22 protein-coding genes and 6 tRNA genes are annotated in these 22960 nt (G+C 62.4%); 4 read left to right on the top strand and 24 right to left on the bottom strand.

Features of this window, described 5'->3' with window-relative positions; translation table 11 throughout:
* Window position 1 precedes the first annotated feature (1 nt).
* The 22 genes from rplL to NZ993_06635 form a co-directional block, all read right to left on the bottom strand.
* Window positions 2-385, bottom strand: coding sequence for a 50S ribosomal protein L7/L12 (rplL, locus tag NZ993_06740; protein MCS7155485.1), 384 nt, complete (start codon window positions 383-385; stop codon window positions 2-4).
* Between the two features lie 34 nt (window positions 386-419).
* On the bottom strand, window positions 420-941 hold the full coding sequence (gene rplJ, locus NZ993_06735; protein MCS7155484.1) for a 50S ribosomal protein L10: 522 nt from the start codon (window positions 939-941) through the stop codon (window positions 420-422).
* Between the two features lie 18 nt (window positions 942-959).
* Window positions 960-1658 (bottom strand): 50S ribosomal protein L1, encoded by a 699-nt coding sequence (rplA, locus tag NZ993_06730; GenBank protein ID MCS7155483.1) that lies wholly within the window; start codon window positions 1656-1658, stop codon window positions 960-962.
* Between the two features lie 52 nt (window positions 1659-1710).
* Window positions 1711-2136 (bottom strand): 50S ribosomal protein L11, encoded by a 426-nt coding sequence (gene rplK, locus NZ993_06725; GenBank protein ID MCS7155482.1) that lies wholly within the window; start codon window positions 2134-2136, stop codon window positions 1711-1713.
* A gap of 132 nt (window positions 2137-2268) precedes the next feature.
* The gene (gene nusG / locus NZ993_06720) at window positions 2269-2826 is read right to left on the bottom strand and encodes a transcription termination/antitermination protein NusG (protein ID MCS7155481.1); all 558 of its coding nucleotides are present in this window, start codon (window positions 2824-2826) and stop codon (window positions 2269-2271) included.
* Between the two features lie 14 nt (window positions 2827-2840).
* Window positions 2841-3023 (bottom strand): preprotein translocase subunit SecE, encoded by a 183-nt coding sequence (gene secE, locus NZ993_06715; GenBank protein MCS7155480.1) that lies wholly within the window; start codon window positions 3021-3023, stop codon window positions 2841-2843.
* Window positions 3024-3066: 43 nt separating this feature from the next.
* A tRNA-Cys gene (locus NZ993_06710) sits at window positions 3067-3140 on the bottom strand.
* Between the two features lie 9 nt (window positions 3141-3149).
* A tRNA-Trp gene (locus tag NZ993_06705) sits at window positions 3150-3222 on the bottom strand.
* An 8-nt stretch (window positions 3223-3230) separates the two neighbouring features.
* Window positions 3231-3303, bottom strand: a tRNA-Thr gene (locus tag NZ993_06700).
* 12 nt (window positions 3304-3315) lie between these two features.
* Window positions 3316-3388 (bottom strand) — tRNA-Gly (locus NZ993_06695).
* Window positions 3389-3397: 9 nt separating this feature from the next.
* Window positions 3398-3481, bottom strand: a tRNA-Tyr gene (locus NZ993_06690).
* Window positions 3482-3505: 24 nt separating this feature from the next.
* Window positions 3506-3578, bottom strand: a tRNA-Thr gene (locus NZ993_06685).
* A gap of 127 nt (window positions 3579-3705) precedes the next feature.
* Window positions 3706-4842 carry a tetratricopeptide repeat protein gene (locus NZ993_06680; protein ID MCS7155479.1) on the bottom strand — a complete coding sequence of 379 codons (1137 nt, stop codon included), beginning with the start codon at window positions 4840-4842 and terminating at the stop codon, window positions 3706-3708.
* A 31-nt stretch (window positions 4843-4873) separates the two neighbouring features.
* Window positions 4874-5593: a phosphoribosyltransferase family protein gene (locus NZ993_06675; protein MCS7155478.1), complete on the bottom strand. Its 720-nt coding sequence runs from the start codon at window positions 5591-5593 to the stop codon at window positions 4874-4876.
* Between the two features lie 65 nt (window positions 5594-5658).
* Complete coding sequence (locus NZ993_06670; GenBank protein ID MCS7155477.1) at window positions 5659-6717, bottom strand: flippase-like domain-containing protein; 1059 nt, start codon at window positions 6715-6717, stop codon at window positions 5659-5661.
* Window positions 6718-6786: 69 nt separating this feature from the next.
* Window positions 6787-8259: a cysteine--tRNA ligase gene (cysS, locus tag NZ993_06665; GenBank protein ID MCS7155476.1), complete on the bottom strand. Its 1473-nt coding sequence runs from the start codon at window positions 8257-8259 to the stop codon at window positions 6787-6789.
* Between the two features lie 39 nt (window positions 8260-8298).
* Window positions 8299-10005 (bottom strand): DNA repair protein RecN, encoded by a 1707-nt coding sequence (gene recN / locus NZ993_06660; protein MCS7155475.1) that lies wholly within the window; start codon window positions 10003-10005, stop codon window positions 8299-8301.
* Between the two features lie 14 nt (window positions 10006-10019).
* The gene (gene secA, locus NZ993_06655) at window positions 10020-13382 is read right to left on the bottom strand and encodes a preprotein translocase subunit SecA (protein MCS7155474.1); all 3363 of its coding nucleotides are present in this window, start codon (window positions 13380-13382) and stop codon (window positions 10020-10022) included.
* Between the two features lie 110 nt (window positions 13383-13492).
* Entirely contained in the window at window positions 13493-13876 is a 384-nt protein-coding gene (locus tag NZ993_06650) for an aspartate 1-decarboxylase (GenBank protein MCS7155473.1), read from the bottom strand.
* Window positions 13877-13883: 7 nt separating this feature from the next.
* On the bottom strand, window positions 13884-14744 hold the full coding sequence (gene panC / locus NZ993_06645) for a pantoate--beta-alanine ligase (protein MCS7155472.1): 861 nt from the start codon (window positions 14742-14744) through the stop codon (window positions 13884-13886).
* 41 nt (window positions 14745-14785) lie between these two features.
* The gene (locus tag NZ993_06640; protein MCS7155471.1) at window positions 14786-15835 is read right to left on the bottom strand and encodes a tetratricopeptide repeat protein; all 1050 of its coding nucleotides are present in this window, start codon (window positions 15833-15835) and stop codon (window positions 14786-14788) included.
* 113 nt (window positions 15836-15948) lie between these two features.
* Window positions 15949-16170, bottom strand: a complete 222-nt coding sequence (locus tag NZ993_06635; GenBank protein ID MCS7155470.1) for a hypothetical protein — start codon at window positions 16168-16170, stop codon at window positions 15949-15951.
* 367 nt (window positions 16171-16537) lie between these two features.
* Between NZ993_06635 and metK the strand changes: the two genes are divergently transcribed.
* On the top strand, window positions 16538-17713 hold the full coding sequence (metK, locus tag NZ993_06630) for a methionine adenosyltransferase (GenBank protein MCS7155469.1): 1176 nt from the start codon (window positions 16538-16540) through the stop codon (window positions 17711-17713).
* Between the two features lie 45 nt (window positions 17714-17758).
* Here the strand turns inward: metK and NZ993_06625 are convergent, their stop codons facing one another.
* Window positions 17759-19402 carry a M28 family peptidase gene (locus tag NZ993_06625; protein MCS7155468.1) on the bottom strand — a complete coding sequence of 548 codons (1644 nt, stop codon included), beginning with the start codon at window positions 19400-19402 and terminating at the stop codon, window positions 17759-17761.
* A 25-nt stretch (window positions 19403-19427) separates the two neighbouring features.
* The gene (gene radA / locus NZ993_06620; protein MCS7155467.1) at window positions 19428-20789 is read right to left on the bottom strand and encodes a DNA repair protein RadA; all 1362 of its coding nucleotides are present in this window, start codon (window positions 20787-20789) and stop codon (window positions 19428-19430) included.
* 190 nt (window positions 20790-20979) lie between these two features.
* Between radA and NZ993_06615 the strand changes: the two genes are divergently transcribed.
* From NZ993_06615 to NZ993_06605, 3 genes are read left to right on the top strand one after another with little or no spacing between them, the layout of a single operon-like run.
* Window positions 20980-21300, top strand: a complete 321-nt coding sequence (locus tag NZ993_06615; GenBank protein ID MCS7155466.1) for a hypothetical protein — start codon at window positions 20980-20982, stop codon at window positions 21298-21300.
* Window positions 21288-21839, top strand: coding sequence for a bifunctional pyr operon transcriptional regulator/uracil phosphoribosyltransferase PyrR (gene pyrR / locus NZ993_06610; protein MCS7155465.1), 552 nt, complete (start codon window positions 21288-21290; stop codon window positions 21837-21839). The genes NZ993_06615 and pyrR overlap by 13 nt, the downstream gene beginning before the upstream one ends.
* A complete protein-coding gene (locus NZ993_06605) occupies window positions 21839-22801 on the top strand; it encodes an aspartate carbamoyltransferase catalytic subunit (GenBank protein ID MCS7155464.1) in 963 nt (320 codons plus the stop codon). The genes pyrR and NZ993_06605 overlap by 1 nt, the downstream gene beginning before the upstream one ends.
* Window positions 22802-22960 lie beyond the last annotated feature (159 nt).

The following is a 22960-nucleotide window of genomic DNA, read 5'->3' as shown; positions in this document are numbered from 1 at the left end:
GTTACTTGATTTCGACCTCGGCCCCGGCATCCCGCAGCTTCTTGGCGATTTCCTCGGCCTCCTGTTTGGAGATGCCCTCCTTGACCGTTTTGGGGGCGCCATCGACGAGCGCCTTGGCCTCCGTTAGGCCCAGACCGGTGATGGCGCGCACCTCTTTGATGACGTTGATCTTGTTCGGCCCGGCGCTTTTGAGGATGACGTCAAATTCTGTCTTCTCCTCCACGGCCGCCTCCGCCGGACCCCCGGCCGCGGGAGCCGCCGCCACCGCCACGGCAGCGGCCGCCGGTTTGATGCCATATTGCTCCTCTAGGATCTTGGCTAACTCGCTGGCCTCCTTGATGGTCAGATTGACCAGCTGTTCAGCGAGGGCTTGCAAATCCGCCATAGGTATGAGCTCCTTTCTTCTGCTGTTGACTTTTCTACGCCGCTTCGCGCTCCGATAGCGTGCGCAGTGCGCCCACCAGTTGGGCGCCTGGCGCCGTAAGAGCGCCCAGTACGTTCTGGATTGGGGCCAAAAGCAGCCCCACCAGGTCGCCGATCAGCTCTTGGCGGGACTTCATCGCGGCCAGCTGTTCCAGCTGCGCCCCGTCGAAGACTTCTCCACCCAAACTAGCCGCTTTAAGGCGCAGCTTGGGGTTCTGCTGGGCGTACTCCTTGATCAACCGGGCCGGGGCGATGGGATCGGCGTAGCCGAAGGCCACCGCGGTTTGCCCGTTCAGGTACGCCAACAGCCCCGCATGGCCGCCGACGCGCTCCAAGGCGATGCGCAACAGGGTGTTTTTGACGACGCGATATTCCACGTTCGCCTTCCGGAAAGCGCGCCGCAGTTCCCACTCCTCGAGCACGGTCATATTGGAGAAGTCGACCACGTAGATACCTTGCGCCTGCTGGGCCTTCTCCACCAGCTGCTCGATAAGCTGGGTCTTCTCCGCTCGATTCATGCTTCGCTCCTTGGCGCCTTACAGGTTCTGCAGCACCGCCCGATTGACCTTGATCCCTGGTCCCATCGTGGGAGCCAGGTACAGGGAGCGCACGTAGGCCCCTTTAGCCGCCGCGGGCCGTAGGCGGAGGATCTCCTTCAGCAAGGCCTTGGCGTTCTCCACCAAGTGCTCCGGCGGGAAAGAGACGCGCCCGATGCTAGCGTGGATGATCCCGTAGCGATCGACGCGGAACTCGATACGACCCGCCTTTACGGCCTTGACGGCCTCGGCTACATCCATCGTCACGGTGCCGCTCTTGGGGTTGGGCATAAGCCCCTTGGGGCCGAGGATCTTGCCCAGACGCCCCAGCTGAGGCATTACATCCGGCGTGGCGATGATCACGTCCACATCCGCCCACCCCTCCTGGATCTTCTGAATGTAGTCCTCTAGGCCCACGTAGTCGGCTCCTGCAGCGCGCGCCTCATCTTGTTTGGCCGGATTGGCCAAGACGAGCACGCGCACGGTGCGGCCCGTGCCGTGCGGCAGCACCACCGAGCCGCGCACCATCTGATCGGCGTGCCGGGGGTCGACGCCCAAGCGCACGTCCATGTCGACTGAAGCGTCAAACCGCGTATAGGAGACCTCCTTGACCAACCGGGCTGCCTCCTCGAGGCTGTATTCCCGGTTGGGTTCGAATTTCTTGAGCGCTTCGAGGTATTTCTTCCCACGTTTTGGCATGATTCCCTCCGCGGTCTTAAGCGACGGCCTCAAGGCCGTCTTCCGCCTAGGCTCACTCTACGACCGTGATGCCCATGCTCCGGGCTGTGCCGGCGATCATGCGCATGGCGGCCTCCAGGGAGTCCGTGTTCAAATCGGGCATCTTCATCTCCGCGATCTCCCGGATCTGCTTCCAGGTGACCGTGCCCACCTTGGTGCGGTTGGGCTCTGCGGAGCCCTTCTCGATGCCCGCGGCCCGCTTCAGCAGCACCGGCGCCGGAGGGGTCTTGACGACGAAACTAAACGACTTGTCCGCGTAGACGGTGATCACGACGGGGACGATCAGCCCCATCTTGTCCTGAGTGCGCGCGTTGAATTGCTTGCAGAACTCCATGATGTTCACGCCGCGCTGACCCAGGGCCGGACCCACGGGCGGAGCCGGCGTGGCCTGCCCCGCCGGGATCTGCAGTTTGACGTATCCGACGACTTTCTTAGCCATGACGTCTACCGCTTATCGGTTCGAGGATCTATGGACACGCGCCGTCTGCCTACGAGAAGCCCTCTTCCGGCTGCCCTGAGAGGACCTGAAGGAACAGCGCCCGGAAGACATAGGAGACGGGCACGGTTGCGTTCACTCGTCTTGCGCGCGCACCTGGGAGAAATCCACCTCGACCGGGGTTTTACGGCCGAATATGGAGACCATGACCTTGACTTTCATCTTTTCGGGGTTAACCTCTTCCACGGTGCCCTCAAAATCCTGGAAGGGACCGCTCGTGATGCGAACCCACTCCCCGGGCCGAAACGGGACCTCTACGACTCCTCCCTGACGGGCCTCGTCGACACGCCCCAGGATGCGATTCACCTCCTCGGGCCGCAAGGGGGTAGGTTCTTTGCCTGTGGACAAAAATCCTAAAACGGCGCTGGAGCTCAACACCACGTGCTTCACTTCATTATCCAAAACCGCCTCCAGAAGTACGTAACTGGGGAAAAAGGTGCGCTCGCGCATACGCTTTTTGCCCCCCCGCACTTCCACTACGGTTTCCGCCGGCACCAGTATCTGCCCCACCTTCTCCTGCAGACTCCTAGAACGGCGCAGCTCGTGCTCCATGTAGGCGACGAACTTCCTCTCCTGACCCGTGCGGGTCTTGACCACATACCACTTGCGCAGCCCTTCCGTCGTCGCAGCCATCTCCAGACAAACCCTTATTTCAGAATGGCCTCTAGGCCAAGCGTGAACAACTCATCGGAGACGAAAATAAACAGGCTCAACAGCAGGGAGAAGATGAGCACCACGACGGTGTTGTCTCGCAGCTCCTGCTGCGAGGGCCAATTGACCTTGCTCATTTCCCGAACGACGTCCTCGAAGAACTGGCGGATTTTCTGCATGGATCGGACTCCTTTCGCGTCGTGGGGCGCGAAGTGCTGCTCCTGGAGGCGACGGGCGGATTCGAACCGCCGTAGGAGGTTTTGCAGACCTCTGCCTGACCGCTCGGCCACGTCGCCCCACGCCGGCACGGGTGGAGGGACTCGAACCCCCAACCTGCGGTTTTGGAGACCGCTGCTCTGCCAGTTGAGCTACACCCGTAGGGCTAGAGCCAACGGCCGGATTCGAACCGGCGACCCCTTCCTTACCATGGAAGTGCTCTGCCGACTGAGCTACGTTGGCTCGTTTCTGGGGAGCGGGCGACGGGATTCGAACCCGCGACCACGAGCTTGGAAGGCTCGCGCTCTACCAACTGAGCTACACCCGCTTAGCCCTGTGGGCAGGGGAGGATTCGAACCTCCGAAGGCATGAAGCCAGCAGATTTACAGTCTGCCCCGTTTGGCCGCTTCGGTACCTGCCCGTTCACCATAAGCCCACCAGACGGAGCTGGCGAAGGGACTCGAACCCTCACCCTGCTGATTACAAGTCAGCCGCTCTACCTGTTGAGCTACGCCAGCCTCTTAGATAGAACACGTCAGGGGCGTGACGTTACAGCGCGTTGCGCTTATCGGATCAAGCGCATACAAGCGCGTCGACAAAGTTAACCGCCTCCTTTTTAGCTTGTCAAGGACGTTTCGGCCGGCTTTATGGGATGTTGAGCGGCAGAGCAAGCTCCTGATTTTCCAACCATCCCGAGCCACAAGCCCGATAGGCGGCGCGTAGGCGCCCTTCGACCTCTTGGGAACGTTCACCCTCTAGGCACAGAGTCAGCAGCTCGGCGTGCAGGCGCTCAAAGCGGTATCCGTGTCGGTTAGCTCGGTCCCAAGCCGCCTGCACGTATCGACGTGCGCGCCCCAGCGCGCGACCCTCCAGAAGGGCCAGCTCCGCTAGTCCCAGATACGCGTAGGCCAGCCCCCGGTTATCTTGCGTAGCCCGAAAAAGGGCGGTCGCCTCGCGAAAACGCCACCGAGCCGCATCGAGCTCCCCCCGCACCTTCCAGAGCGTGCCCTCCCCCCAGAGGGTGTAGGCGTAGCTGACGCGGTCTCCGATTTGGCGGTACAGCTCTTGAGCTCGCGCAAAACACCGAAGCGCCTCATCCCAGTGGGCTAGCATCCGGTGCGCATTGGCCACCCCGCAGGCCGCGTAGGCCTGACCGAAGAGGTCTCCATTCCGGCGCATAAGCCCATCGGCCCTTTCGTACTGTTCCAAGGAGGCCTCGTAGGCGCCCCGCATGCGGCTTAGCCCCCCCAGAGCGCATCGGACGTACGCTTCGGCCTCGGGCTGACCGGTGCGCGTGCAAATTTCCAAGGCCTCCTCTAGATGCGCTTGAGCCGCAAGAAAGTCTCCTTTAAGCCGCAACAGACCCCCGAGCCCCCACAAGACGTAGGCCCGACCCTCCTCGTCCCGGTGACCCTGATAAAAGGCCAGCGCAGCGGAAAATTGCGCATGCGCCTCCTCAAGGCGTCCCAGAGCCCGCAGAGCCATGGCGCCCCCTACAAGCGCATCCACAGCTAGGTCCTCTTGAGCGGCGACCGAGGCGATCCCCTGCGCCCTGGTGTAACAGCCTAGGGCTTGACGGAAGCGGCCCACCAGACGCAGCGCATGCGCGGCCCCGAGATAAGCCCGGGCGCGCAGATCGGGCTGGGATTGGGCTCGACTAGCAGCCTGTATGTATAGGCGAGCCGCCTCCCAAAATCGGCTCTGTTCATGCAGCCGTTGAGCGCGTCTAAACAGACGCTGGGCCTCCGGCCGAATCGAACGCGCAGAAAAATGCCGCGACACGTGTCTTTAGTATAGCTTGAACCGGACAAAGTTACTTGGTCCTATGGGCTTCAGGCGAGAGGGAACGAGCGACGTTGCTCGGCACGGTGGCCAACGCGAGCCCGCCCACCCAATCGGCTCCGGCCATCCGGAGCGCCTGCGCACAGGCGGCAAGCGTGGCCCCCGTGGTCAGCACATCGTCGACAAGCAATAGCCTCAAACCGCGCAGGTCCTCCCCATTTCGGACCCGGAAGGCCCCTTGAACGTTTTGCAGGCGCTCCGAGGGACCAAGTCCGGTCTGGGAGCGCGTGGGACGAAGACGTTCCAGCGCGTTCCAGACCGGAAGCCCCAAGACGGCCCCCACGGCCTCGGCTAGGCGTTCGCTCTGGTTATAGCCGCGCTCTCGCAGCCGCCGGCGATGAAGCGGGACGGGCACCAAAGCCCTTAGGCCGACTTCTTGAGCGCGTTCGCGGACCTGCTCTGCTAGTATGGGCCCTAACTCCCAGGCGAGTCGAGAAAACCCTCGGTACTTGAGCGCATACACCGCCCGCTGCACCCGATCCTGCGCATCATATACCCACACGGCCGTGACCCAATCCAGAGCCCGCGCCCGCCAGGGCCCCGGAAGCCCCACCCGCTCCAGGTCGGCCCGGGGCCAGGTGGCCAGACAAAGACGGCATATGCGCACCTCCTCAGCTCTGAGTCGCTCTCCGCAGGCCAGGCAAAGGTCCGGAAAAACCCAATGCCTTAGGGCGCGCCATAGCAGCCGCATAAGACCTTGCCCTGCTCTTCGCAGGTAAGATCTGGGAGCCAGAAGCGATGTTACGGCTAAGGGGGCTACGAATACTCCACCTGCGGGGTCAGCGGCGCCATGGCGCGTCTGCAAGCTGTGCGGCCCTTGCGCACCTGACGCGCCAGCAGACCCAGGCCGCTTAGAACGAGGAGATGATACGTCAGCAGACGCCACAGTCCTAGTATGGGCACACGAAAAGCACGGGGTAGCAGGGGCGCTACGAGCAGCATGAAGAGCCCCTCCACGCCTCCACTGCCCCCTGGGGTGGGAATGAGAAGGCCTCCTAGCAGCAACAGAGCTTGACGCAAAAACAGAAGCAGCCAGTCCGCGGAGGGCACCAGGCTGGCCACCACGGCCAACAACACCCCCATGCGGGTCAACCAGACCAGTAGCGTGAGCGCGTACCCTTTGAAGAAAAACCCCAGAGGCCGCCTACGAAACTCCCGGGAGCGCACCACAAGCTCCTGCAGCTCCCGCTGCACAAGCTCCTGATAGCGTCTAAAAAGCCCAAGCCGACAGATACGCTGCCCGATGCGTGGAATCCAATCCGGACGCAGCACCAGATAGCCCAACAAGCCGGTCCATCCGAGCGGCAGGGCTAGCAACAGGACAGCTCCTCCTTTAAGCGCCCCCCCCAGCGGGAAAAGCGGCACATACCAGGCGCTTACGCAAAGAGCGAAGACGAGCGTGGCCAGCCACAGTTGATCGAAGAGCACGGCCAGAAGCGCCACAGAGGAGGCCACTCCCGCGCGCATGCGCTCGCGGCACATAAAGTATACAGCCGCCGGGGCCCCACCGATGCTGGAGGGCGTAACGGTGCCCGCAAACTCCCACCAAAGCTGCACCCGCCAAGCCGCGCGCCATGAGAGCCGCCCGGCGGCAAGCCAGCGCAGCCGTAGGGTGCGCAGCCCCAGAGAGGCTCCCAGCAACAACAGCGCCACGGCGAGCCAGCGTCCGTCAAAAGCGCCCCGCAGCAGATGCCACGGGCTTGGCTCGCCAAGGCCAATGGCGATCCCAACGAGCACGCCCAAGCTCAAAAGAAGCGGCGTAAACAGATGCCGTCGGGACAGGCGCTGCCTGCGCAACCAGGCTGACGGATGCACCCTCAGGCGACCCCTTGTATCCGAAACAACATAAGGTAGGCCCAAGCGGGCTTTTGCGCAACGAGATCCCTAGCTTGGCCGGGGCCGAAAGCGCCAAGCCGGCCCTTGGGGGGTATCTTGCACTTCGATGCCGATCTGGGCCAGCCGGTCTCGGATCGCATCGGCGAGCTCCCAGCGGCGTTCCGCTCGAGCCCGCTGGCGCAGCTCGAGCACAAGCTCCAGAAGGGCCCGTAGCTGTGGCTCGGCCGGTGTCCGCAACTCCAGGGGAGGCCATAGGCCCAGGACTTCATCCAGCCAAGTGCGTACAAGCAGGCGCACCTGCTCCAGGTTGGCCGGTGCCTGTCCGGCCAGCAGGCGCGCCCGCGTCTCCTTGAGCAGCTCAAAGAGCACGGCCAGGGCCTGCGCCGTATTGAAGTCCTCGTTCATGGCCGCCTCCAGGCGCAGCCGGTAGACCTCGGCATCCAAGGGCGAACCCTCGCCCGAGGATGCCTCCTCGAGCAGGCGCACGGCATCGGCGAGGTTCCCCCAGCCCCGCTCGGCCGCCTGCAGGGCCTCGTTGGAGAAATCAAGCGGGCTGCGATAGTGGCTTTGCAGGATGAAAAACCGCACCACCAGCGGATCGTAGCCCTGCTCCAAAAGGGGGTGCTCGCCGCTAAAGAGCTGCTTAAGGTAGATGGCGTTGCCCAGAGATTTGCCCATCTTCTGACCGCCCACCGTGACCATGTTGTTGTGCAACCAGTAGCGCACAAAGGGCTCCAGGCTCGTGGCCGATTCGCTTTGGGCGATCTCGCATTCGTGATGCGGGAACTGATTCTCCAGCCCCCCTCCGTGGATGTCAAACTGGGGCCCCAGGTATCGCATGCTCATGGCCGAGCACTCAATATGCCAGCCCGGATAGCCAATCCCCCATGGGCTGCGCCAGCGCAGCAGATGTCCGGGCTCAGCCCGTTTCCAGAGGGCGAAGTCGGCGGGATGGCGTTTTTCGCTCATCCCCTCAAGCCCCTCTCGAGAACCGGCTAAGAGCTCTTCTATGCGCCGGCCCGAAAGCTTGCCGTAATCGGGGTCCTTGCTCACATCAAAGTAGACGGATCCGTTGACCACGTAGGCGTAGCCGCGCTCCAGCAGGCGCTCTATGAGCTCCAGCTGCTCCGGAATATGCCCGCTGGCGCGAGGCTGGATATCCGGGGGCCGAACCCGCAGCCGCTCCATATCCTCGGTGAAGCTGCGCAGGTATTTTTCGGCGACCTCCATAGGCTCCAGTTTCTCGCGCCGGGCGGCCAGCAGAAGCTTGTCCTCTCCTTCGTCCGCATCGCCCATCAGGTGTCCTACGTCGGTTATGTTCTGCACATATCGGACCCGATAGCCCAGGTAGCCGAGGTAACGCCGAATGACGTCGAAGCTCACGTAGCTTTTGGCATGCCCGAGATGGGCGTGGTCGTACACGGTTGGGCCGCAGACGTAGACGCGCACAAGCGCCGGGTCCAAGGGTTGGAAGGCCTCCTTTTGGCGCGTGAGCGTGTTGTAGACGTAAAGCGCACTCATATGGCGACACGCTCCTTTCCTGTTAGGAAGGGGCTTTTTTCAACAGCGGGCGGCCTGCAAAAGCTCTCGAGCGCTCTCGAGGGCCTTTTCCGTCACGGCGTCTGCGCTGAGCAAACGGGCGATCTCGTATGGGCGTTCGGATTCCTCCAGAAGCCGCAGCCGCGTTACGGCTCGGCCTTTATGCAGAACCTTTTCCACAAGGAAGTGAAGATCGGCTTGAGAGGCGATTTGAGGCAGGTGGGTGATGGCGATCACCTGATGAAATTGGGCTAGCTCCTTTAAGCTGCGGCCCACCTTGGCCGCGATCGCACCGGAAATGCCCGTATCGATCTCATCGAAGACCATAATCGGCAGGCGCTCGCTGCGGGCCAAGATGCGTTTGAGGGCAAGCATAATCCGGGAGATCTCGCCCCCGGAGGCGATGCGCGCTAGCTCCTTGAGATCCTCACCGGGATTGGTGCTGATGAGGAACTCCACCCGGTCTATGCCCCGGGGGCCAGCCGCGTAACGGCGCCCATCTGGGCCCTGCACCCAACCCTCCGGGTCGGACTCCCGCTCTAGGCGCACCGCAAAGCGGGCATGCGGAATGCCGAGCTGCACTAGCTCGGCCACGACGGCCGATTCTATTGCGCCGGCGGCCCTGTGACGGGCCTCCGAAAGGGCCCAGGCGGCCTCCGATAAGCTTTTGCCCCACTCGCCGAGCGCCTCTTCCAGGCGGGCGCGTTCGGCTTCGTACTGGTCTGCGGCCTCCAGCTCGCGTCCGATTCGCTCTCGGTAGAGGAGCACCGCCTCTAGAGCGCCTCCGTAGCGGCGCTTTAGCCGTTCAAAGGCGCCCAGACGCCCTCGGATCGCCTCCAGGCGCTCCGGATCGAAGGCGATGCGGCCCTGGTAGTCCAACAGAAAACGGGCCAGTTCCTCCAAGGTTACCAGAGCCGAGCGCAGCTCGCGCGACCACGGAGCAAAGGCCGCATCAATCCGGGCCAATTCCTCTAGCTCCTCAGCCGAGGTGGCCAGCTGGCCCAGGACCGCTCCCTCGGATTCGCTCAGCAAAGCCCGCAGCTGGGCTGTGCTCGCATACAGGCGCTCGGCGTTCTCCAACCGGCGGCGCTCGGCCTCCAGAGCCGCCTCCTCCTCCACAGAGGGGGCTACGGCGTCGATCTCTTGAGCCTGGAAGGCGTACAGCTCGCGCCGCTCGCGCATCTGCTTGGCCCTCTCCTCCAGCGCCTGCCGTTGCCGCAGCAGGGCCTGGTAGCGGCGATAGCGCTCCTGATAGGCCTCTAGCTGCGGGCCTAAGCCCGATACGCTGTCCAGCAGGTAGCCATGCTGCTCTACGCGCAGAAGCGATTGATGTTCGTGTTGGCCATGCAGGTCCACCAGATAAGAGCCCAGCTCCCGCAGCACGGGCAGTGTGACGGGGGTATCGTTTACGAAGGCTCGGCTTTGGTTGGGGCTGATCTCCCGACGCAGGCAAAGGGTCGATTCCGCCTCGATGCCCTGCTCGGCCAGGTAGCGGCGCACGCGTTCGTCGTCCGGGAGCACATCCAGCGTTGCCTCCAAGATGGCCTTAGAGGCGCCCTTGCGGATGCGATCCGGGCTTGCGCGATCGCCCAGCAGAAGCTTTAGGGCGCCGATCAGGATGGACTTGCCGGCCCCGGTTTCTCCGGTTAGGATGTTGAGCCCGGGGCCGAAGGATACGTCCAATTCCTCTATCAGGGCGTAATCCCGGATGTAGAGCGTCCGCAGCATCGTCTTGGCGGCGCTCAGGCTTCAAAGCGACCGTGGCAGTGCTTGTATTTTTTCCCGCTTCCGCAGGGGCAGGGTTCGTTGCGGCCGATTTTTTCCCCCACCACCACCGGTTGCAGGCGCTCCCCGGGCGCCGCAGCCCGCGGCCGCTCGGGGGTGCGGCCGACTCCAGAGGCTCCGGGCTGCACCAGCGCGGCCAGACCTGTCAGGGACTCGTGCGTAGCCCGGGCGCGCTCCAGATCCATGCGCGGCCGGGCGGGGGCGGGACGGTGAGCCTGCCCCTCGGCGGCGGGCATGGCCCGCCAGATAAAGGAAATCACCTCCTCCCCCAAGCGCTCCATCATGCGCCGGAAGAGGTCAAAGGCGTCCATTTTGTACTCCAGTAGGGGATCCTTCTGCCCGTAGGCCCGCAGATGGATCCCCTCCCGCAATTCATCCAGATCGCGCAGGTGCTCGGTCCAGCGCTCATCGATAAAGCTCAACAGCGTGGCCCGCTCGAGGGCGCGCAGCAGCTCATGCCCCTGGCTGCGCAGGGCCTCCTCTAGCTGGATGTTGGCGAATACAAACCGGCTTCCGTCGGTGAAGAGCACCGAGGCGTATTCGGGTTTCTGCTCCAACGGGCTCTCGTAGATTTGCCGAACAAAGCGGAAAAAGTCTTCCGAGAGGATCTCCTCTTTACGCCGGTATGCGCTCCGGGCGGCCTCTAGAGCGCGTTCGGCCACCCCTTCCTCGCCGAGTTTGAGGAACTGTTCCCGGTCCAGCTCCAAATCCAACGCCAGATGCCGCACAAGTGCCATCCGCAGTCCATCTAGGTCGCCATCCGGGTAGTAACGCGCTACCAGGTTGTGGACAAAGTCCTCCAGCATGTGCTCCAGATCCGCGCGCACACGCCGGCCCAAGAGCGCATTGCGACGCAGCTCATAAATCGTTTGCCGCTGCTTGTTGAGTACGTCGTCGAACTCCAGTTGCCGCTTGCGGATGGCGAAGTGATTTTGCTCGACCCGCTTCTGAGCCCGCTCGATGGCCCTGGTCACCATCGGGTGCTGAATCGTCTCGCCCTCCTTCATGCCGAAGCGCTCCATGATACCCGCGATGCGATCTGAGCCGAAAAGCCGCATCAGATCGTCTTCGAGCGAGACGAAGAACTGGCTCTCCCCCGGATCTCCCTGGCGGCCGGCGCGGCCGCGCAGCTGGTTGTCAATGCGCCGGGACTCATGCCGCTCCGAGCCGACGATGGCCAGCCCGCCCAGTTCGCGAACGCCGGGCCCGAGCTTAATGTCCGTGCCCCGACCGGCCATATTGGTGGCGATCGTGACGGCCCCTCTCTGGCCGGCCTGCGCGATGATCTCGGCCTCCCGCTGATGGTGTTTGGCGTTGAGCACGTTGTGCGGAATGCCGGCGCGCTGTAGCATCCGGCTCAAGGTCTCGGAGACCTCGACGCTTGTGGTGCCCACGAGCACAGGCTGGCCGCGCTGATGATACTCTCGGATCTTCTCGATGATGGCGTTGTACTTTTCGCGCTTGGTCCGAAAGACCACGTCCTCTTTGTCTATTCGGATAACGGGCTTATGCGTGGGGATGACGACCACGTCGAGCTTGTAGATCTCGTAGAATTCGGCCGCCTCCGTCTCGGCCGTGCCCGTCATGCCGGCTAGCTTGTGGTACATGCGGAAGTAATTCTGCAGCGTGATCGTGGCGTAGGTCTGGGTGGCGGCCTCCACCTTGACGTTTTCTTTGGCCTCTATGGCCTGATGCAGGCCATCGGAGTAGCGTCGGCCCGGCAAGATGCGCCCCGTGTGTTCGTCGACGATGAGCACCTTGCCGTCTTGCACGATGTACTCGACGTCCTTCTCGAAGAGCGTATAGGCGCGCAAGAGCTGCTCCACAGCGTGGATGCGCTCGGCTCGTTCGGCGTAGAGCTGATAGAGCCGCTGCAGCCGCTCCTCCTTCTCCTTGCGCAGCAGGCTGAGCTCCTGCTCCCATTTGCGCTTACGCTTTTCCTCTGAGAGGTCCGGATCGTTGCGCAGGCGCTCCTCCAGCTGACGCTTTTGCTCCTGAAATTCCTGTTCGATCTTGGCCGTTTCGGTGCCCAAATCGGGGATGACAAAGAACTCCGGGTCCTCGCCCTGTTCGGTGATGAGCTGGCGGCCCTTTTCGGTGAGTTCGATGGTGTTGTGTTTTTCGTCGATGACGAAGTACAGCTCCTCATCGACGATGTGCATGTTCTTGCCCTGCTCCTGCAGGTAATAGAGCTCGGTCTTCTGGATGAGCCGCTCGATGGCCCCGTCCTCGGTGCGCATCTTCATGAGCTGCTTGTTGCGGGGGAAGCCCCGATGGGCCCGAAATAGCAGCAGACCAGCCCGCTCGGTGTCCCCGGCATCCAGGGCCCGTTTGGCGTCGGCCACGCATTGGGCTACGAGGCGCTGTTGGGCGTAGACGAGTCGCTCGACGCGGGGCTTGAGTTCGATGAACTTGTTTTCGTCGCTTACCGGAACCGGACCCGATATGATCAAGGGGGTGCGCGCCTCATCGATCAGGATCGAGTCTACCTCGTCGATGATCGCGTAATGATGGCCGCGCTGCACGATCTGGTCGGGCCGCAGGGCCATATTGTCGCGCAGGTAATCGAAGCCGAACTCGTTGTTGGTGCCATAGGTCACATCGGCCTCATAGGCCTTGCGGCGCTGCGGGGTGTTGGGAGGGTATCGATCGATGCAATCGACCGTAAGGCCCAGAAACTCGTAAATCGGGCCCATCCACTCCGCATCGCGCCGGGCCAGATAATCGTTGACCGTCACGATATGGACCCCGCGGCCGGCCAGCGCGTTCAAGTAAGCGGGCATGATGGCCACGAGGGTTTTCCCCTCGCCGGTTTTCATCTCCGCGATCTTGCCTTGATGGAGTACGATGGCGCCGATGAGCTGCACATCGAAAGGCACCATGTCCCAAGTGATCTCATGCCCCGTGACGGTCCATCGCCTGCCCAACAGACGCCGGCAGGCCTCCTTGACGACCGCATAGGCCTCGGGCAGGAGCTCATCTAGAGTCTCCTCGACCGTCTCCAGCCAGGCTTTCTCCAGCTCATCCAGTTGTGCATAGAGCGCTTCGCGCTCCGAGGGGGAAAGTTCAACAAGTCGCCCATCGGAGCCCACGGATCCGTCCTGAGCCAGACGGGCTTCGATCTGGGATTTTTCGGACTCGATCTCCGCTACGCGCTGCCGGATGCGCGCCTTAAATTCCTCGGTCTTAGCGCGCAGTTCCTCATCCGAGAGCGCCTGCAAGCGCTCGTAATGCCGGTTGATTTGCTCTACAAGGGGCATGAGCTTTTTGATGTCGCGCTCATGCTTGGAGCCCAACAATTTGGTGAGCAGCTTCAGCATGGGAGCTCTATACTCCTGCTCAGGCAAGACATGTGAAGATAGCGGCCCGCAGCGCCTCCCAGCAAAGACTTCGGGCAAGGAGCTAAACGAGATCGGCCATTAAACGACGCTCAGAGGAGGATCGTTTCCGACTCCAGGATGCGGACCTGGCGCGGGTTGTTGTGCCGATCCACCAAGACCACACGCGGCCGATGCCGACGGGCCTCCTCCAAGGGCATCTGCGCGTAGGCGATCACGATCACCTCATCACCCGGGGCGCCAGAGCGCGCAGCCGGGCCGTTCAAGCAGACGATGCGACTGCCCCTCGGACCGGGAATGGCGTAGGTCTCCAACCGGGCCCCGGTGTTGAGGTTTACGACCTGGACCTTCTCATACGGCAGGATATCGGCCAGCTGCAGTAGCTCCTGATCGATCGTGATGCTGCCCTCGTAATATAGGTTGGCCTCCGTCACCACGAGCCGATGCAGCTTGGATCGGAACATCGTCACCCACATACAGCGGCTACCGCTCCGGAACGGTTATGAGGATGTTGTCCAGCAGCCGGGTCGAGCCGAAGCGCACGGCCAGGGCCACAAGTACCTCCTGGCCTGGATGGAGCTCGGCCACGTCATCTAGGCGTTCTGTGTCGCAGACGGCCACGTAATCGATGCGCGCCAAGTGGGCCTCCGCGAGAATCCGGCGTATGCCTTCAATGAGTCGATCCGGATTTCGTTCCCCCGATAGAATCTGCCCCTCAGCCCATTGCAGAGCCCGATACAGCACAGGGGCCTGGGCGCGCTCCTGCGGCGAAAGGTAGACATTTCGGGAGCTCATGGCTAACCCATCGGGCTCCCGGACGATGGGATGGATGAGGATGTCGACGTCAAAATTCAGATCCCGCACCATGCGCCGGATGATCAGGGCCTGCTGGGCGTCTTTTTGCCCGAAGACGGCCACGTGCGGGCAGGTCAGGTGAAAGAGCTTGCTCACAACCGTGGTCACACCCCGAAAATGCCCAGGCCGCATGGCACCCTCCAGGGGACGGCTGAGCTCGGTGACCACGACATACGTCTGATATCCATTCGGATACATAGCCTCCACGCTGGGCGCGAACAGGATGTCCACCCCCGCGGCGTCGGCCTTATGCAGATCTCCTTGCCAATCGCGCGGGTAACGCGCATAATCCTCATGGGGCCCGAACTGAATGGGGTTGACGAAAAGCGTGACGATGACGACGTCGGCGTGTTGCCGGGCCATACGCACGAGGGCCAGATGGCCGTCGTGCAACGCACCCATGGTGGGCACGACCGCGATGCGCCGGCTTTGTGCACGCAGCTCCGTGGCCCGGCGCTGCATTTGCCGAATATCCTGAATAATCTCCAAGGGCATGCCCCCCAGGCGCGCCCCTCGAGTCGAGCGAGGACCTACTCGTCGGCCGCCGCCTCACGCGGCAGCAAGCCGGCTTCTACAGCGTCGCGAATATTTTTGTAGATGGTTTGACGGGTAACCCCGATGCGTTCGGCTAGCTTCTCCCGGGTCGGTATGCCGGGCACTTTGAGAAAGCTTCGGACCAGACCGGCGATGTAACGCTGCCGGAGTTCGCGCACGGTCATCGTGCCCACTATGCGGCCCAGGTTTTCTAGAACTTGCTCCCGACCTCGAAGGGCCTCCTCCAGGCGAGCGCTTTTTTCGGCCACGTCCCGCTCCGCCCCCATTTCCCGATATAAGGCCAGGGCCAGCTCGTAGTATTCTATCGCCAATCCGTAGAAACCCTGATCATGATGCAGCGTGGCCAGGTTGTATAGGCACAAAGCCTGCAGGCGCCGGGCGCCCATATCCATGGCGACCTCGTAGGCCTTGCGGTAGTAGCGCTCTGCCTCCTCCCAATTGCCCTCGTCCTCGGCCAACACGCCCAGGTTGAGGGTGACCACAAGCATCCGCTCGCGCAGCCCATGTCGGCGGGCGATATAGTACACGGTGCGCAATTCACGTCGGGCCTCTTCAAACATGCCCATTTGGTGGTAGCATTTGGCCCGGTTGTTCATCGCCCGCAGCTCCCAATCCTTTTCGCCTGTGGCGGCGAACTGCTCGCAGGCTTGATCAAACCAGCTCAGGGCGGTCTTGTAGTCGTGTGCGATGTCCATCAACGCTACACCCGTGCGCAAGCTTAGCAGGGCCCGCTGAAAGTCCGTAACGGGCTCCAGCAGGTTAATGTACGCGAAGACCCGCTCATCCTTGATCCAGTTTAAGGAGGCGATAAGCTGCAGAAGCACATCGGCGCGCACCTCTGGGGGCAAACCCTCCTGGAGGAGCGCCTCATAGCGTTCGGCCGCCTTCCCGTACAGGCCCTCCTGATAGAGGCGGTTGGCCTCTAACAGACGCCCTCGGAGCGTTTCGGGAAGCGTCTCAGCGCGCGCGATGAGTTGGGCTAAATATTCGTTGTCTAACGTGGCCGTAGGCGAAGAAGCGCTCATGAGGGGCGCCCACCTCCTTCTGGCAACCTTAATGCGAATGCGCGGTAAGTATACGTTACCGGATTGCCCAAAATCTAGGGGGTAACACCCTTCATGGAGCCGATCAAGGCCGATCAGCGCTGATCAGAGGCCATCTCGCCGCCCTGATCGGAGGCCATCTCGCCCCCTTGATCGGAAGCCATCTCACCGCCCTGATCGGAGGCCATCTCACCCCCTTGATCAGAGGCCATCTCGCCGCCCTGGACGCTAAATAAATCCAGGGAGCAGCCGCTCAGCACAGTACCCGTGCCCACGGCGAGCAGAAGCGCGAAAAGATAGCCCGTTAGCTTTTTCATCCCGTCGCCCTCCTTCTTATCACCCGGCCCCAGGCCACCGGAACCGGTCTAAAGTGAACTGGATAAAGGTGGGCGCCCATCATAAGCGCGTTGTGGGCAATAGACCACGCTGTCAAAGAACCCTTGGAGTCTGGAGGCAAAGTATCGTGCAAGCCCCCAGAGGCCTCAAGGGCGAGCGAAGGAACGCCGCATTATGTGATCTGGATTGGAACGGCTTCGCGAGGCGTGCCAATCAAGGTTTACTTTTATATGGGCTCATTTATCCTCTACCGATTCTGAGCCCGTCCGGGCATCGGCTGCGGCGGGATCTTGCGTCAAGTATAACCCCCCCCGTAACATTGCCCAGTTCGTCCGAAGGGGGATGTATATGCCGCACCTGTTTACCTCCGAGTCGGTATCTGAGGGGCATCCGGACAAAATCGCCGATCAGATCTCCGATGCGATTCTGGATGCCATGCTGGAGCAGGATCCCCATGCTCGCGTGGCCGTGGAGACCCTGGTGACCACAGGCCTGGTTTTCATCGCCGGAGAGGTTACCACGCGCGCCCAAGTCGATATCGACGGGGTCGTCCGAACCGTGATTGAGGGGATCGGCTATACCCGAAGCGAATACCGGTTTGAGGCGCACTCCTGCGCTGTCTTAACAGCTCTCAAAAAACAGTCTCCGGACATCGCACGCGGCGTGGATCGGGGAGGAGCTGGGGATCAGGGCATGATGTTCGGCTACGCCTGCCGAGAGACCCCTGTGTACATGCCGGCCCCCATCTACTACGCGCACAGGCTGTTGCAGGAATTGGCACGTATTCGCAAAAACAGCCTCGAAATGCCTTATCTAAGACCCGATGCTAAGAGCCAAGTCACGATCGAATACGACGATCAGGGGCGGCCCCGGCGCGTGCATACGATCGTACTCTCCACACAGCATGATCCAAGCGTAGACCAAAAGCGCATCGAAGAGGACGTCCGCACGATTCTCATCCCCCGCGTCATACCCCCGGAGCTTTTAGACGAGCACCTCACACTCTACGTGAACCCCACAGGGCAGTTCGTGATCGGCGGACCGCACGGCGACACCGGGCTTACGGGCCGGAAGATCGTCGTCGATACCTACGGGGGCCGCGCGCCGCACGGCGGGGGAGCCTTTAGCGGCAAAGATCCCACCAAGGTGGACCGATCCGGGGCTTACGCGGCCCGGCACATCGCGAAAAACGTCGTGGCTGCGGGCCTGGCCGACGAATGCCTGGTGCAGATCGCCTACGCCATCGGCCTACCGAAGCCGGTTTCCGTTTACGTCAACACGCACGGCACGGGCCGAATACCGGATCACCAGCTAACCGCCATTATCAACAGGCTTTTCGATCTCACCCCTCGAGGCATTATCGAGCGTTTCCGCCTGCTTCGTCCCATTTACCGGCAGACCGCGGTCTACGGACACTTCGGCCGCGAAGAGTTCCCGTGGGAAGCTTTAGATGCCGTAGAGCTGCTGCAGCAAGAAGCCGAAAAGGTGCATCAGCTCGGCCACCGCAGTGCTGTGCGCACTTAAACTTCTCGGAGCGCCTCCTCATAGGAGGCGCTCCGAGAAGGGGCTTCATTGCTGGGTAAACCATTTGCCGTCCACTCGGGGCCGATCCGGGCGATTGGCCAAATTCCAAGTCGTAGCCAAGATCAGCTGGACGATGCGGGCCATCTTCTCATAGTGAATTTTGTGCGGCTCATCGCCCGGTCGATGATAATCGGCATGCGTGCCGGTAAAATAGAAGATGAACGGAATGCCTTTTTCCCCGAAGTTGGCGTGATCGCTGCGGGCCCAGAACCGATTGGGATCATCCTGGCGGTTGTAGGTGTAATCTAGGGTAAGTTTCGTCGTGAGCGCGTTCATCTGCTCGTTGATCGCATGCAGATCGGAGCTCAGGATGTTGGAGCCGATGATGTAGACGTAATACGGATTGCCCAGGCGCTCGTATTTGGGATCAACGCGGCCGATCATGTCGATATTCAGATTGGCCACGGTCTTCTCCAGGGGCACTAGGGGGTGATCTACGTAGTAGCGCGACCCCAGAAGCCCCCGCTCCTCAGCCGATACAGCCATAAAGAGGATGCTGCGCTTGGGCCCGTGGCCTTCGGCCTTGGCGCGCGCAAAGGCCTCGGCGAGCTCTAGAACGGCCACGGTGCCGGATCCGTCGTCGTCGGCTCCGTTATAAATACGATCCCCCGTGGAATCCGGAGCCCCGATGCCGACGTGATCGTAGTGGGCGGTGATGACAACGTATTCGTGCTTCAGAACGGGATCAACCCCCTCCAACAGGCCCACCACGTTCTGGCTTGTATGCCGACGGGGCTCTACACGAAAACGCACCGTCAGCCGAACGCTTTCGGGCAAGCCGAGAGGCCTCGGATCGCGCCGGTAGGCCTGCCAGTCCGGTCCCCCAACTGCGCGCAGAAGCTCCGCGGCGGCCTCCGGATGCAGATACAGCAGCGGGGGGAACCGGCTCGCTCGGGGCTGTCGATTCTGGTAAGCCAGGCTCAGGGCGCCTATGCGTTGGGCCTGCTCCCGAAACTCGGCCTTAAGCGCTTCAAAACGATCCGCTTCCGGAACCACGATCACGCCGATAGCCCCCTTCTGCCGGGCCGCTACGGCCTTCTGCCACCATTGGCGAGCCCACACGGAGGGCTCGCCATTAGGTGTAAGCGCGCTGCGACCGTTGATATGAGGCTCCCCATCGAGGACCATGACCCACTTGCCCCTAGGGTCTAGGCCCTGGTAATCGTCTCGGCCGCCTTGCACGTCGACAATCCCGTATCCGGCCAGCACTAGCCCGCCAGTGCTATCCGGCCCCGCTGCGCGAGGGATCAGCCGATCCGGATCTGTGGGAAGAGAGCGCACCTCTTGTGCGCCCGCCGGGCCTTCCAGGCGAAGCCGGACCTCGGCCAGGCGCTGTTCTACGAGATCAAAGTGCTGATAATAGGTGCCGCCATCTCCGATGGGCTCAAGCCCTAAGCGCCGGAACCACGAGGCAAGGTAGCGGGCGGCCACATACTGCCCTCGCGTGGCCGTCTCTCTGCCCTCGAGCTCATCGGAGGCCAGAAATTCCAAATGAGCACGTAGCTCTTGAGGGGTGATCGTCTGCTGGTATCGGCTGAGCACCCGTAGATCGGGCCGATAGCGGGTGGGCTGGGCCGCGGCGGAGGCGAGTCCCACCCCAAGCAAAAGCCCCAATAGCAAAATCGGCATGAGTAGCTCCTCCTTTGGGTGCGGGTTATAAACATCCCATTAGCTCCAGGGCTTCCACAAGCGTGCCGGCGTACAAAAGTTCCAGCCCCGATGCCCGTATGCGCACTCCAGACGGAGGCTCCGGCACTAGAGCGTGTCGAAATCCCAGTCGGGCCGCCTCTTCCAACCTGCGCTCCAGGGCACTTGCGGTCCGCAGTTCCCCCGCTAACCCCACCTCGCCGATCAGGACCAGCTCTGCCGGGATGGGCCGATCGCGAAAGCTTGAGGCCACGGCCGCTACTACAGCCAAGTCCACCGCGGGCTCCTGAAGCCGGATTCCGCCCACGACGTTGACGTAGACATCTTGATAGGCCAACGACAAGCCCGCCCGTCTTTCGAGCACCGCCAGGAGCACGGCAAGCCGCCGCACATCGAGGCCAGCGCTTGTGCGCGTGGGCGTCCCGAAGGCCGTAGGCGCCACAAGCGCCTGCACCTCCACAAGCAGGGGGCGCGTGCCCTCCATCGCCGCCACCACGGCTGAGCCACTCACCTCCGTCCGACGCTCGGCCAAAAACAACGCCGAGGGGTTGGATACCTCGCGCAGGCCTGAGCCGGTCATCTCGAAGATCCCGATCTCGTGGGTGGAGCCAAAGCGGTTCTTGATCGCCCGAAGCACGCGATAGGCATATTGCCGATCGCCCTCAAACTGCAAGACGGCGTCAACAACATGCTCTAGTGTGCGCGGCCCAGCCACCCAGCCCTCCTTGGTCACGTGCCCCACAAGCAAGACCGTGCGGCCCGTGGCCTTGGCCATGCGAACGAGCCGAGCCGCGCATTCGCGCACCTGCGCTATACTGCCCGGGGCGCTCTCCAGCTCCGGCGCGTACACGGTCTGAATGGAATCCAGCATCACAAGCTCGGGCTGGACCGCTTCTACGGCCGCAAAGATGCGCTCCAGATCCGTCTCGGCCAGCACATACAGATCCCCGACCGCAAGTCCGAGCCGCTGAGCCCGATGGCGCACCTGCTCTAAAGATTCCTCCCCGGTCACGTACAACAGGCGGCGATCGCTTAAGCGCTCCGCGAGCTGAAGAAGCAGCGTAGATTTGCCGATGCCCGGATCGCCACCCAGCAACACCACGGAGCCCCGCATCAGGCCGCCGCCGAGCACGCGATCTAACTCCCCGATCCCCGTAGCCCAACGGGACTCCTCTAGAGGCTTGACCGCTTCTAGCGGCATAACGACCGGAGCTTCTTGAACGGAACCCGAACGCCGAATGCCGAGCGAAGCTATCGGGGCCTCCTCCACCAAGGTGTTCCAGGCCCCGCAGGCGGGGCACTGTCCCAGCCAACGAGGACTTGCATAGGCGCAGGCCTGGCAGAGGAATCGGGTGGCCGTCTTGGGCACTTCGCCTTCCCCTCAAAGTCTATTAAAAGTAAGGCGGCCAAACCTTTTTCGCAGCAAGCCGGGCCGCTAGCGCCTGTTGGCGCAACTCGGGCACCGGGAAGTCTTGAGAAGGCAGGCGAACTTGAGCGCTTAAAGGGCGGCTTGGAGGCCTTTGCGGAAGCGCGACGGCTCTCCTTAGCTTATGCAGCCGATGGAAAGCTTTATCCGCTTCGGATTGGCTTTGCTCTTCGTGGGCTATCTAGCCGACATGCCCTACGATTACTATGAAGCCGTGCGCTGCTTGGGCATGATGGGTTTTGTTTATCTAGCTTTCCAGGCAGGAGAGGAAGCGCGGCAACGACAAAATGCTCTGGTTTTGGGCGGCATCGGCCGTTCTGATCAATCCCATCACCAAAATTTCCCTAGGACGAACCCTCTGGAACGTGGTCGATATTCTGTGGGCGGTGGTATTGATGTGGCCGTTGTTGAGACGACCTTCGTTACAAGCCTAGAGGCGCTATGGCGTCGGTAGGCCTCGTTAAGGCCCGTCTGCTGGATGCATCGGAGCTAGAGCGGCTGCTGCGCCGCCTGGGGCAGGAGATCATCGAGCCCGCAGCCGAACTGGACCGGCTCGCTTTGGTGGGCCTGCAGACGCGCGGCGTGTTTTTGGCCCGCCGCATCGCCGCCTGGATCGCGCACGATGAGGGGCACTCGGTTCCCGTGGGGGCGCTGGATGTTACGCTCTATCGGGACGACCTGCGCCTGCGGCCCGGACCTCGGATGCGCCCCACCGAGCTGCCGTTTACGGTTGAGGACCGCATGATCGTGCTCGTAGACGACGTGCTCCATACGGGCCGCACGGTGCGCGCCGCCATGGACGCGCTGCTCGATTATGGACGACCGGCGGCGATCCAACTGGCCGTGCTCATCGACCGCGGAGGAAGGGAGCTTCCGATCTGCGCCGACTACGTGGGCCGGCGCATCCCCACCACAGCCCAAGAGCGCATCCGAGTCGCCCTGCGTGAGGTGGACGCCGAAGACGCGGTCTATCTGCTTGAGGTTTCGCCCTGATGCACGCTCAAGCTGTCGCCCCCCTTACGCACCTGGAACACCGGCATCTGCTGGGGCTAGAGGACTACTCGGCCGCCGAGATCGAGCTCATCTTGGAGGCGGCCCGGTACTTTCGCCAGATACTGGAGCGGCCCGTTAAAAAAGTGCCCACGCTGCGCGATCGCACCGTCGTCAACCTGTTTTTTGAACCCTCCACGCGCACGCGGATCTCCTTCGAGCTCGCCGAACGCCGCCTGTCGGCCGATGTGGTCTCCTTTCAGGCTGCGGGCTCCAGCCTGTCCAAAGGCGAGACGCTGCGCGATACGGCCCGAAACCTGGAGGCGATGAAGATCGACATGCTCGTCGTCCGGCATTGGGCCTCTGGCGTACCGCATCAGCTAGCGCGCTGGACGTCAGCCCAGATCATCAACGCCGGCGACGGGGCCCACGAGCATCCCACACAGGCGCTATTGGACCTCTACACGCTGCAGGAGCGCTTCGGACGCATCAGGGGGCTGCGGGTGGCTATCGTCGGGGACATCGCGCACAGCCGCGTGGCGCGCTCCAACATCCACGGGCTGCGCAAGCTGGGGGCCTCCGTGATCGTCTGCGGCCCCCCTACGCTGCTTCCTGCGGGAATCGAAACGCTGGGCGTAGACGTCACCACGAACCTAGAGGAGGCCTTGAAAGGGGCCCACGCCGTGATCGCGCTGCGCCTGCAGCGCGAACGCCAGCAGTCCGGTCTTTTGCCGAGCCTTCGGGAATACCACTTCACCTACGGCATCCGAGCCGAACACCTAGAGCGCTACCCCGATCTCGTCATCCTACACCCGGGCCCTATCAACCGAGGCGTGGAGCTGGCCGACGAGGTGGCCGACTCCCCTCAGGCCGTGATCCTAGATCAGGTCACCAACGGAGTGGCCGTGCGCATGGCTGTCTTGTACCTGCTGGCGGGCATGCCAAAGCCTGAGACCCTTCCGTAGCGGGACGTCCTTAGCCCGCAGGTCGGCGTGCAGCGAGCTATAGCGCCCGCCTACACCCTGAGCTGGGCATCCATCGGAAAGAAAAGGCCCGCTTTCCGGTCTGTATCCAATCCGAAAAGAGCACAACGGTAGCGTGGCGGTCGACGGGCTCATACACAT

The sequence above is a fragment of the Bacteroidota bacterium genome (genome assembly GCA_025059945.1).
Classification (GTDB): Bacteria; Bacteroidota; Rhodothermia; order JANXDC01; family JANXDC01; genus JANXDC01.
Note: the sequence above shows the minus strand (reverse complement) of the source record. Positions and strands in the feature narration are given on the sequence as shown.